Source organism: Serratia sp. CY71090 (assembly GCF_052166845.1).
Classification (GTDB): Bacteria; Pseudomonadota; Gammaproteobacteria; order Enterobacterales; family Enterobacteriaceae; genus Serratia; species Serratia nematodiphila.
Window position 1 is genome coordinate 145174 of record NZ_JBJNOA010000003.1, and the last position, 11476, is coordinate 156649.

Genomic DNA, 11476 nt, shown 5'->3' on the forward strand with positions numbered 1-11476 from the left:
ATGGAACAGACAGAGCAAGGGGCGGGCCAGGTTGCACTTTGGCGGGGAAAAAATTAAAAGCGATAAAAATAAGTGAGTTATAAAATTCGCGTCGCCATTGGGCAGACCAAGCGATAAAAAACGTTTCAGTTAACGTTTCAATCGCTGTTTCACGCGGCATGTTTGAAACATGACTGAAACAAGACTACACCTACTGCAGCCACTTTCATTCGGTAACCTACCATGAGCGATCACATCACGCCGTCCCGCACGCCTGACAAACCGGTGATCTGGACCGTCTCCATCACCCGCCTGTTCGATCTGTTCCGGGATATCAGTCTCGAGTTCGACCATCTGGCGACCATCACCCCGATCCGTCTCGGCTTCGAGGAGGCGGTGCAGCATATTCGCGATCGCCTGGCGACCGAGCCTTGCGACGCCATCATCGCCGCCGGCTCCAACGGCGCCTACCTGAAAAGCCGCCTGTCGGTGCCGGTCATTTTGGTCAAGCCCGGCGGCTTCGACCTGCTGCAGGCGCTAAGCAAGGCGCGCAGAACCGCCGATCGAATCGGCGTCATCACCTACAAAACGCCCCTGCCCGCGCTGCTGGAGTTCCAGCAAACCTTCGATCTGCCGCTGGAGCAGCGCAGCTACGTCACCGAAGAGGACGCGCGCGGCCAGATCGCCGAGCTGAAAGCCGCCGGCATTCAGGCCGTGGTCGGCGCCGGCCTCATCAGCGATCTGGCGGAAGAGGCCGGGCTCACCGCCATTTTTCTCTATTCCGCCGCCACCCTGCGCGCCGCCTTCAGCGACGCGCTGGACGTGACGCGCCTGATGCTGGGCGGCGCCAAACGCGGCGGCGACTACGCCGCGCGCAATACCCTGCAGCCGCGCTATGGACTGAGCGATTTACAGGGCGATTCCCCGCAGATGGAGCAGACGCGGCGCACCATCATGCTGTACGCCCGATCGCCGGCGGCGGTGTTGATCGAAGGCGAAACCGGCACCGGCAAAGAGCTGGCGGCGCAGGCGATCCACCGCGAATACTTTTCCCGGCGCGGCGCGACGCCGCCGTTCGTCGCCATCAACTGCGGCGCCATCGCCGAATCGCTGCTGGAGGCGGAACTGTTCGGCTATGAGGAAGGCGCCTTCACCGGCTCACGGCGCGGCGGCCGACGCGGGCTGCTGGAAACCGCCAACGGCGGCACCCTGTTTCTGGATGAGATCGGCGAAATGCCGCTGCACCTGCAAACCCGGCTGCTGCGGGCGCTGGAAGAGAAAACCATCACCCGAGTCGGCGGGCAACAGCCGGTAAAGGTCGATTTTCGCGTTATCAGCGCCACCCACAATCGCCTGGAGCAGGCGATTCAACAGGGCGATTTTCGCGCCGATCTGTTTTACCGCCTGAGCGCCCTGCGGCTGCAGCTGCCGCCATTGCGGGCGCGCGGCGACGATATTGCGATGCTGGCGGAACACTTTCTGAAACAGTCGCTGGCGGCGCTCGACGTGCCGCTGACGGAGCCGCTGCGCGCCACCCTGGCCGGCTGCTACGCCGCGCTGAGTCATTACGCCTGGCCCGGCAACCTGCGCGAGCTGCGCAACATGATGGAGCGGGTGGCGCTGATGCTGAGCACCGGCGCTGCGCCGAGCGGCGAGACCCTGCAGTGGCTGCTGCCGGAGCTGGCGACGGTCTCGCCGCCCGAGACGCAGGCGGCGCCCGTCTCCGCCCACGAAGCCCTGGCGCGGTGTGGAGGCGACCACGCCGCTGCCGCCCGGTTGCTCGGGATCAGCCGCACCACTTTATGGCGCCGGCTGAAAAAACCGCGCTGAGCATCAGCCGGCGCGCCGGCCGTCCGAGGCCGGCAGCAGCCGCGCTCGCCGCTCGCCCAGCAGGTTCATGCCCGCCGCCGCCAGCAGGATGATCGCCGCGCCCAGCAGCTGCCACACAGACAGCCGGTGGCCAAACGCCAGGCGATCCACCAGCATAGCGGCGATCGGGTAGATGAACGACAGCGAGCCGATCAGATTGGTGGGCAGCTTCTGCAGGGCGCCGTACATCAACACGTACATCAGGCCGGTGTGCAGCACGCCGAGCGTCGCCAGCATCCCCCACTGCCCCACGCTGGCCGAAACGTGGAAATCCACCAGCGGCAACAGCATCACCGCCCCCACCGTCACCTGGATCAGCGCAATAAGATGCGGCGGCGTGCCCTTCAGCCGCTTGGCCGCCAGCGCCATCAGGGCGTAGAAAAACGCCGCGCCGAGTGCCAGCGCGATGCCCGCCAGATAATGACTCTGCTCCCCCGCCTGCCGCGGCTGCGCCAGCACCACCAGCATCATGCCGCCGAACGCCAGCCCCAGCCACAGCAGCTTGCGAGCGGTCAGCCGTTCCCCCAGAAACAGCGCCCCCAGTCCCACCAGCATAAACGGCTGGGTGTTGTACACCGCGGTGGCGATGGAGATAGACGCATAGGAATAGGCGGCGAACAGCAGCAGCCAGTTGATCACCAGCGCGACGCCGCCGGCGATCGCCAGCAGCAGCGTGGCGCGCGTCAGCGCATCGCGCCGCAGCTGCCCCAATACGCCGCACACCGCCAGCAGCACCAGCGCGCCTACCGCGCAGCGCCAAAACACCACGTTGATAACCGGCTGGCCGGACATCAACACAAACCAGCCGATGGAGCCGGAAATCAACATCGCCGCCGCCATCTCCAGCGATCCGCGTTTTATCTCTGCATTCATTCTGCGTTCCTCGAAGCTTGCCCAGAGACATAGCTTGCGGCTTCGCTGGGCGGCTTTCCATAGCATAAAAAAGGCAGATATGCTTAACTGCCTTTTTCTCGCAGCTATAATAAATAAAATACCTAACGGAGGCGTTATGGATGATATCGATCGCCAAATCCTGACCATTCTGGCGGACGATGCGCGCGCATCGTTGAAGACGCTGAGCGCGCAGGTGGGCCTGTCGTCGCCGAGCACGTCGGAAAGACTGCGGCGGCTGGAGGAAAGCGGCGTGATCCAGGGCTATACCCTGAACGTCAATCTGCAGGCGGTGGGCTACGCCTTCGAGTCGCTGGTGCGCATCAAGCCGCTGCCGGGCATGCTGAAGAAGGTCGAGCAGCTGATTCAGGCGATCCCGGAAGTGGTCGAATGCGATAAGGTGACCGGCGAAGACTGCTTTATCGTGCGGCTGGTGGCGCACTCGATGGAACAGCTCGACCACACCCTCGATCGGCTGGCCGAGCATGCGCAGAGCAACACCTCGATCGTGAAAACCACGCCGGTCAAGCGCCGCCTGCCGCCGCTGCTCTGATTAACGCCGCCGCTTGCGGGCGAACGGGTTGCCGCGCTTCTTCTCTTTTTTGGCCGCGTCGGCGGCGGATTTCAGCGCCGCCAGATGCGCCTTGTCGGCCTCCGGCACCGCGCGCTGCTCGATCGGGAACACCGGCAGCGACGCCAACAGCCGCGAACCGTAATTTTTGGTCAGCAACCGGCGATCGTAGATCACGATCTCGCCGTAGCATTGGTTGCTGCGGATCAGACGGCCGACCTGCTGGATCAGATTGAACGAGGCGCTCGGCAGGCTCTGCACTTCGAACGGATAGCGCTTCAGCGATTTCAGCCACTCGCCTTCGGTGATGATCACCGGGCTGTCGATCGGCGGGAACGCGATTTTGTGAATATGCACCTGGGTCAACAGTTCGCCTTTCAAATCCAGCCCTTCGGCGAACGATTGCAGCCCCACCAGCACGCTGGCGACGCCCTTCTCCACCCGCTTGCGGTGCTCTTCCACCAGCCGGTAGCGCGGCTGGTCACCCTGCACCAGCAGCATCAGCCGCAGATCGGTCACGTAGCTGAGGAAAGTCTGCATCGCCCGATGGCTGCTGAACAGGATCAGCATGCCTTTGTGCTTGCCGCTCGCCTGCTCGGCGCGGAAAAACCGCGCCATCTCCTCGAGGTGCTCCGCCTCATTGGCGAGCGCCGGTTCATAGCGCATCTGCGGAATAACAATCTTGCCCTGTTCGACGTGATTGAACGGCGAAGAGAGCGTTTCGAAGCGATCGCCGGCCTTCTCGCTCAGCCCGCTCATCTCCTGCAAACGCGCGAAGCTGTTCAGTGAACGCAGCGTGGCCGAGGTGACCACCACGTGCGGCACCTTGCGCCACAGCAGCTTCTCCAGCTGATCGCTGACGCGGATGCCGACGCAGTGCAAATACAGATGGGTGACGTTATCGCGCAGTTCGCGCGTGACCCATTTGGAGATCGGCGCGTTGGACGACTTGTCGAGCGCCGCCAGCCGCCACAGCTTGCTCATCGCTTCCAGATAGCCCAGCGTGCGGCTCATCTGCAGGATGGCGCGGTGCAGGCGCATGATGTCGTGCTTGCCGGTCTGCTCAGTAAGATCGTTAAGCACGAACTCCGCCAGCCCGCGCAATGCATCGGTCAGTTTAAACAGCCGCGCGCAGCTCTCCACCATCTCCGCCGGCAGCTCTCCCATTTCAAAACGGTGCTCGGCGGCCACGCTGTCGCCGGGCAGGTAGGCGCTGACCTGATGCTCGAAGATCTGCACCAGTTCGCGCAGCTCCTCGCAATGGTTTTTCAGCCGTTCGCTGTTGGCCAGCCCCGGCGGATTCTTCGGCCGGTACTGCGTCATGCACTGTTCGACCTGGCGCACGATCATGTCCAGCTGCAGGTTGGTCGACAGCGCAGTGATTTCGCCGTCGATCTCCAGCGCGTCGCGCGCCACCTCCGGCAAATGGTGGCCTTCGTCCAGCACCAGCAGCAACTCTTTCGGGTTCGGCAGCACCGATTCCGTCTCCAGCGCCGCCATCACCAGCGCGTGGTTGGCCACCACCACGTCGGCGCTCTCGATCTCTTTGCGGGCGATATAGAACGGGCATTCGCGAATGTAGTGACAGTTGCGCCCCAGGCAGTTGGCCTTGTCGGTGCTCAGCTTGGCCCACAGCGGATCGTCGATGCTCTGCTGATAGTGATCGCGCAGCCCATCCCACTCAAAGCGGGCCAGCGCCTTGGTCAGTTTCTGGCACAGCGCCTGCTCTTCGCCGCTGGACGGCGCCAGCTCGTCGTCGAGGAACAGCGTCAGATCGCCCTGTTGACTGACGTCGGTGCTCATCGCCGCCAGGTTGCGCGGGCAGACGTAACGCCCGCGGCCAAAGGCGCCGGTAAATTTCAGATCGGGGATAATCTTCTTCAGCAGCGGCAAATCCTTGCTGTAAATCTGATCCTGCAGCGCCACGTTGGCGGTGCTCACCACCAGCGGCTTGCTCTCCGCCCGCCCGACGGCGATGCCCGGGATCAGGTAAGACAGCGTTTTGCCGACGCCGGTCGGCGCCTCGATCGCCAGATGGCGCGGGTAGTCGCCGGCCAGCGTCTTGGCCACCTCGGCGATCATCTGGCGCTGGGGCGCGCGGGAAATAAAATCCGGTATTTGCTGCTGCAGGGCTTTGTACCACTGGCCAATCTGATCTTTAACTGCGGAGGAGAGCGCCATTCAACTCTTATCTAAACGAAATGATGGCGCTATTGTCCCACAGACCGCCGGCGACGTCAGCCCGAGTTACGTCTGCGGATCGATCATTGAGGCGCGCCCGCCGCCGAATGACCACTCGTCCCGCTGGGTGGTGGCGATCACCACCATCACATCCTCGGGGTTCAGCCGCAGGTTTTCCGCCAGCAGCGCCGCCAGCCGCCCGTAGAAGCGCCGCTTGGTGTCGCTGTCGCGCGGCCGCCCGGCGGTGATGTAAAACAGCACGAAATCCGCGCTGCGCGGCCCGCCGAGATAGTCGCGATCGTAGATAAGCTCACCGGGGCGGTATTGATCGATCGCCTGAAACCTGTCCGCCGGCGGCACCTCGAAGGCCTCCACCAGCGCCTGATGCAGGCTGTCGGACAAGGTTTGCAGATAGTCGGCGGACTTGCCCTGATGCAGGGCGATGCGGCTAAACGGCATGGGGCGCCTCCGGTTCCAGCTCGCGCAGGCGCGCCACGGCCGACGCCGCCGCGGGCCAGCCGGCGTAAAACGCCAGGTGGGTGATGAGCTCCGCCAATTGCGGGCGATCGACGCCGTTGCGCTGCGCCAGCTGCAGGTGAAACGGCAGCTGTTCCACGCGGTTGAGCGCCACCAGCGCGGCGACGGTGATCAGGCTGCGCTCGCGCGGGCTCAGCTCTGGCCGCTGCCAAACATCGTCAAACAAGACGCTGTCGCTGAGCTGCGCCAGCTTGGGGGCGATATCGCCGAACGCCTGTTGCCCGGCCTGGAATTTTGATGGCATCACACTCTCCTGTCAGTTGCGGATAGCCTTACGCTACCCGCCGCCGAGGCGAGTGAAAATCGGGATTTTCGGCACTCTCAGTTCAGAAAAACGGGATGGTTCCCCGCCGGGCGGCGGGGCGATTTCACGGTTCCAGCGAGGCAACGCCGTCGAAATGGGCGCTCAGCAGCGCATTCAGCTCCGGCCGCCGCTCCACCCGTTCGGCAATGGCGTAAAGCCGCGGGCAGTGTTGCCGGAACCACGCGCGGCCCGGCCGCCAGTTGCACATTACCGCCACGTACAGATCCAACGCGCTGAAGCTCTTGCCGAGAAACCACGGGCCAGACGCCCCTGCGGCGGCGTTCAACTGCCGCAATAAACGCTCACGATAATCCATTACCGCGTTTTTCAGCTGTTCCGCCCCTGCCGCCTGCGGCTGCCAGCGCTGCGGATGGTCGGCATAGGTGAAGGTGGGGTAAATCTCCGCGTTGATGAACAGCAGCCAGCGCAGAAAACGCGGCAACAGCGGCGAACCGCCGGGCGGCGCCAGCTCGGCATGCGGCGCGCGATCGTGCAGCAGCAGGATAATCGCCGCACTCTCCGTCATCACTTCGTCATTGGGCAGCACTAAGGTGGGCACCTGACCCAGCGGGTTCAGCGCCAACAGGCGATCGCGTTCCGGGCCGTCCTGCGTGTAATCCACCTCCTCATAGCCCCAGGGGAAAGCAGTCAACGCCAACGCGGCGGCCACGATGGTCGAACCGCAGCCCTGCGTACCGAACAAAGTATAAGTATCGTGCATGATTCCTCCCGCAGCGGAACAAGGTATCGGTAACTGTAGACCAGCCGCAGACCATCGGCTGAAGAAAAAATTCACCCTTTGCGCGACTTTTTTTATCGTTCGACATGAAAATGAATTTTTTGTCATAAATAGATCACATTACTACGGTAAAAATTCTCCGCCGCCAACAATCAGGCGGCACAGTAAAACAGCAATGCAACTGATGATAAGCGTCTTTCAATCGAATAAAGCAGGGTAACCCATGAAACGTAATCTTCTGGCCGTTATTATTCCGGCACTTTTACTTGCGCAAGCGGCACAGGCAGCAGAAATCTACAATAAAGACGGCAACAAACTCGATTTTTACGGCCGTGTGAAAGCCCTGCATTATTTCTCTGATGATGCAGGCAATGATGGTGATAAAACTTACGTCCGTATCGGCTTTAAAGGCGCGACTCAGATTAACGATATGCTGACCGGCTATGGCCAGTGGGAATATCAGATCGCCGCCAACCATTCTGAATCCGACGGCACCAAAGACACCAAAACGCGTCTGGGCTTCGCCGGTCTGAAATATAAGGACCTCGGCTCCTTCGACTACGGTCGCAACTACGGTATCATTTACGACGTAGGCGCCTGGACGGATATGATCCCTGAATTCGGCGACGATGCTTATATCAAGACCGACAACTTTATGAACGGCCGTACCAATGGCGTCGCCACCTACCGTAATAACAACTTCTTCGGTCTGGTTGACGGCCTGAAATTTGCCGTGCAGTACCAGGGCAAGAACGAAAACGACGGCCGCTCCGCCAGCAAGGCAAACGGCGACGGCTGGGGTCTCTCCTCCAGCTATGAAATCATCGACGGCCTGAGCGTGGGCGCCGCCTATGCCTCTTCCAACCGCACCGCCACGCAAAAGGCGGGCACCTTCGGTAAAGGCGACAAGGCCGATATCTGGACTGGCGGTCTGAAATACGACAACAACAATGTCTACCTGGCCGCGACTTATTCGCAGAGCCGCAATATCGCGCCTATTTCCGGCACCGCTACCATCAATAATAACTCGACCTCCGTTAGCGGCTTCGCCAATAAAGCGGAAGGGATTGAATTGGTCGCGCAATATCAATTCGACTTCGGCCTGCGCCCATCGCTGGGTTACGTTCAGCAGAAAGGCAAAGATATTGAAGGCATCGGCGACGTCGATCTGGTGAAATATTTCGACGTGGCGGCGACCTATTACTTCAACAAAAACATGTCCACTTATGTCGAATATAAAATCAACCAGCTTGATGACGACAACAAGCTGGGTCTGAAAAACGACGACGTCGTTGTTGTCGCCCTGACCTACCAGTTCTGATGTGATGAATGAATAACCACCACTGCAAACTTTAGCGTCACTTGATACCCAGAGTTTTATTTCGCCGGGCGGCTGCGTCCGGCTTTTTTGTTTTTATTTTCCCCGCCGGCGAATCCCTCCGCTTGCCTTGCAAAACAAACGGGTCTACATGTATAGCTTTCCCCCGAGCGGAATCAGCCATGCATAACGACGGACGCTTCGACTACCACAACGCCTTGCGCTACAGTAGCGACGAACTGGCCAACATCCTCAACCACTGTTTTGAAAACTACATCGTGCGTTTCGTGCTCGACGGGCCGACCTTCGCCGCCCGCTTCAGCGCCGAAGACCTCAGCCTGAACGACAGCCTGATCGTCACTCACCGCCATGAACCGGTGGCGGTGGCGCTGATCGCCCGCCGCGGGCGTCAAAGCCGGGTGGCGGCCTTTTCCGTGCGCCCGGAGATGCGCGGCCAGGGGCTGGGCAAGGCGCTGATGCAGCGGCTGGTGGCGGATGCCCGCCAGCGCGGCGATCGGCGGCTGTCGTTGGAGGTGATCGAAGGCAACGACGCCGCGCTGGCGCTGTACCACCGCGCCGGGCTGCGCATCGTGCGCACCCTGACCGGCCATCAGGCGCCGGCGGAAGTGCCGCCAGGCACGGCGGCGCTGCAGGCGGTCGATCCGCTGACCGTCAGCCATCGCCTGACGGCGGAAGGCGCCACCGATCTGCCCTGGTTGATCGCTCCCGAATCGCTGTTCAAGCTGCCAGGCACACCGCAAGCCTATACGCTCAATCGTCAGGCCTACGCCGTGGTGATGCCCGGCGCCGAGCACTGCTGGCTGCGCCTGATCTACGTGCCGCCGCAGCACCGCGGCCAGGGGCATGCCCGCGCCTTGCTGGCCGCCCTGCAAGCGCAGTTCGCCCCTTTGCCGCTGACCGCCAACGTTTTTGTGCCCGAGGTGGCCGCCCCCTTCTTTACGCATCTTGGCTGGCGGCAGGATCCTCTGCGCCAGTTCGAGATGGATATGCTGCTGGACAGCCCACAAAAATAAAACCGGGAGAGATAACGATGGCAGGAAAACAGGCAAGGAAACTCACCCTCGGCGCGGCGGTTGGCGTCGCGCTGCTGGCGTTGGCCGGTTGCGCGCAGCCGCCGCACACCGACGCCCAGGCCCAGCAGCGGCTGGCGGATCAGTCGGTGCTGGCGGTGAACTGGTTCCAACAGTCCGGTGAATACCAGGCGCTGGCCCACCAAGCGTTCAACAGCGCGCAACGCGCCTTCGATCGGGCCAGGGCCGCGCCGGGCCGCAAAAAGGCGGTGGTGGTCGATCTGGATGAAACCATGCTGGACAACAGCCCCTACTCCGCCTGGCAGGCGCAGCAGGGCCAGCCGTATGACGGCGCCACCTGGGCCCAATGGACGCAGGCCGAACAGGCCGGCGCGGTGCCGGGGGCAGTGTCGTTCGCCCGTTACGTTAACGCCCACCAGGGGACGATGTTCTACGTCTCGAACCGCAAACAGAGCGAATATGCCGCCACGGTGGCCAACATGCAGAAGCTCGGTTTCACCGGCATGTCGGAAAAAACCGTCTTGCTCAGTACCGACACGTCCAATAAGCAGGCGCGCTTCGACGCCATCAAACAAGCCGGCTATGACATCGTGGTGTACGCGGGCGACAACCTGAACGACTTCGGCGCCGCGACCTACCACCAGGATAATGCGCAGCGCCGAGCGTTTGTCAGCGAGAACCAGAACAAATTCGGCACCGAATTCATCGTGCTGCCCAACCCGCTGTACGGCGATTGGGAGAGCGGCCTGGCTCGCGACTACAACAAGCTGACGCCGCAACAGAAGCTGCAGGTGCGCCAACAGGCGCTCAAGGCCTGGCGCGGGCGCTAAGCCTCACAGCAGTTTGTACATATAGCAGGTGGCCTCCAACGCCCCGCCGTCGCTGGCGCGGGCGTATTGCGGGATGTCGCCCGCCGCCTCGAACCCCAATTGGCGGTACAGCCCCTGCGCCGCGCTGCCGCTCAGGGTGTCCAGCACCAACAGGCTGCGGCGATGACGCGCCGCCAGCGCCTGCACTTCCTGCATCAACAGCCGGGCAACGCCCTGCCGCCGCGCCTGCGGGTGCACCATCAGCTTGACCACTTCCGCGCGGTGGCGGCCGTTGTCCGGCATCGCCAGCAGCAGTTGCACGGTGCCGACCGGTCGGCCGTTCGCGAGCGCCACCAGCATCGCACGCTCTCCCCGCGCCAGAGCCGGCAGCACCCCCTGCCAAAATGCCTGCGCCTGTTCCTGCGTAAAGGGCATGACAAAACCGATGCTGGCGCCGTGCGCCACGCTGGCGTGCAGCATCTCGGCCAAGTCGGCAATGGCGCTTTGCGCCGCAGCGGCATCCCACTGTTGCAATTCAATCATGGCTATGGCCTACAGATAACGAGCGTGTAATGAGCCGGCTCATCGCCGGGGACATGGAAACGGGAGGCGCCGAACAGGCGGTAGCGCAGGCAGTCGCCGGCCGACAGCCGGAAAACGCGCCCTTCCAGGGTCAATTCCAACTGCCCGGACAGCAACCAGAGGTGATGTTCCAGCGCCGGAATCGACGGCAGGTCGTAATCGATCTGCGCGCCGGCATCAAGCCGGGCTTCGATAAACTCGGCCTTATACAGCGCGGCGGGTGGGGAAACGGAGCGACGGTGAAAACCGCTGGCGCGATCGACCCAAACCGGTTGCTGCTGCGGCCGCAGCAGCTCCGGCGGCTCGTCTTCGATTTCGCTCAACAGGCGCGACATGGTCAACCCGTAGGCGGCGCACAGCCGGTTCAGCAACGACGCCGTCGGGCTGGTCTCGGCACGCTCCACCCGCGAGAGCGTCGCCCGGCTAAGACCGGTGCGCTGCGCCAATTCCTCCAGCGACCACGCCCGCTGCTGGCGCAAATCCGCCAGCCGCTGCGCCAACCTCAGGTCGGCAGTCTCCAAACCGTTATCCACCGCTCACACTCCGCTTGAAAATCCCATATAAGAGAAATAATCTCAAATTAGAGATATAGCAAGCGGATTTTAAAAAATATCGCGCAGGAAGAACGCCAGGATCACCGCAAA

At 62.3% G+C, this 11476-nt stretch carries 12 protein-coding genes; 5 read left to right on the forward strand and 7 right to left on the reverse strand.

Annotated features, from left to right (window positions below):
• Positions 1–222 precede the first annotated feature (222 nt).
• On the forward strand, positions 223–1809 hold the full coding sequence (gene prpR, locus ACJ8OK_RS06995; RefSeq protein WP_442530472.1) for a propionate catabolism operon regulatory protein PrpR: 1587 nt from the start codon (positions 223–225) through the stop codon (positions 1807–1809).
• Between the two features lie 3 nt (positions 1810–1812).
• Here the strand turns inward: prpR and ACJ8OK_RS07000 are convergent, their stop codons facing one another.
• On the reverse strand, positions 1813–2721 hold the full coding sequence (locus ACJ8OK_RS07000; protein WP_004939309.1) for a DMT family transporter: 909 nt from the start codon (positions 2719–2721) through the stop codon (positions 1813–1815).
• A 136-nt stretch (positions 2722–2857) separates the two neighbouring features.
• On the opposite strand from ACJ8OK_RS07000, the gene ACJ8OK_RS07005 reads away from it, so the two are divergent.
• Positions 2858–3292: an Lrp/AsnC family transcriptional regulator gene (locus ACJ8OK_RS07005; protein WP_004939311.1), complete on the forward strand. Its 435-nt coding sequence runs from the start codon at positions 2858–2860 to the stop codon at positions 3290–3292.
• Here the strand turns inward: ACJ8OK_RS07005 and dinG are convergent, their stop codons facing one another.
• From dinG to ACJ8OK_RS07025, 4 genes are all read right to left on the reverse strand, one after another.
• Positions 3293–5491 (reverse strand): ATP-dependent DNA helicase DinG, encoded by a 2199-nt coding sequence (gene dinG, locus ACJ8OK_RS07010; RefSeq protein WP_015377137.1) that lies wholly within the window; start codon positions 5489–5491, stop codon positions 3293–3295.
• Positions 5492–5557: 66 nt separating this feature from the next.
• Entirely contained in the window at positions 5558–5950 is a 393-nt protein-coding gene (locus ACJ8OK_RS07015; RefSeq protein WP_021503923.1) for a tautomerase family protein, read from the reverse strand.
• Positions 5940–6272 (reverse strand): carboxymuconolactone decarboxylase family protein, encoded by a 333-nt coding sequence (locus ACJ8OK_RS07020; RefSeq protein ID WP_442530473.1) that lies wholly within the window; start codon positions 6270–6272, stop codon positions 5940–5942. Before ACJ8OK_RS07020 ends, ACJ8OK_RS07015 begins: the two co-directional genes overlap by 11 nt.
• Before the next feature lie 124 nt (positions 6273–6396).
• On the reverse strand, positions 6397–7053 hold the full coding sequence (locus ACJ8OK_RS07025) for a glutathione S-transferase family protein (protein ID WP_015377134.1): 657 nt from the start codon (positions 7051–7053) through the stop codon (positions 6397–6399).
• Positions 7054–7294: 241 nt separating this feature from the next.
• Here ACJ8OK_RS07025 and ompC point away from each other — a divergent pair, with 241 nt between their 5' ends.
• The 3 genes from ompC to ACJ8OK_RS07040 all read left to right on the forward strand — a co-directional run bounded on the left by ompC (position 7295) and on the right by ACJ8OK_RS07040 (position 10271).
• Positions 7295–8392, forward strand: a complete 1098-nt coding sequence (gene ompC, locus ACJ8OK_RS07030) for a porin OmpC (protein WP_442530474.1) — start codon at positions 7295–7297, stop codon at positions 8390–8392.
• A gap of 179 nt (positions 8393–8571) precedes the next feature.
• Entirely contained in the window at positions 8572–9423 is an 852-nt protein-coding gene (locus ACJ8OK_RS07035; RefSeq protein ID WP_118892301.1) for a GNAT family N-acetyltransferase, read from the forward strand.
• Between the two features lie 17 nt (positions 9424–9440).
• On the forward strand, positions 9441–10271 hold the full coding sequence (locus ACJ8OK_RS07040; RefSeq protein WP_118892302.1) for a 5'-nucleotidase, lipoprotein e(P4) family: 831 nt from the start codon (positions 9441–9443) through the stop codon (positions 10269–10271).
• A gap of 3 nt (positions 10272–10274) precedes the next feature.
• On the opposite strand, the gene ACJ8OK_RS07045 is transcribed toward ACJ8OK_RS07040, so the two are convergent.
• Both ACJ8OK_RS07045 and ACJ8OK_RS07050 read right to left on the reverse strand, forming a co-directional pair.
• Positions 10275–10793, reverse strand: a complete 519-nt coding sequence (locus ACJ8OK_RS07045) for a GNAT family N-acetyltransferase (RefSeq protein ID WP_004939331.1) — start codon at positions 10791–10793, stop codon at positions 10275–10277.
• Positions 10794–10795: 2 nt separating this feature from the next.
• Positions 10796–11365 carry a helix-turn-helix domain-containing protein gene (locus ACJ8OK_RS07050; RefSeq protein ID WP_015377131.1) on the reverse strand — a complete coding sequence of 190 codons (570 nt, stop codon included), beginning with the start codon at positions 11363–11365 and terminating at the stop codon, positions 10796–10798.
• Positions 11366–11476 lie beyond the last annotated feature (111 nt).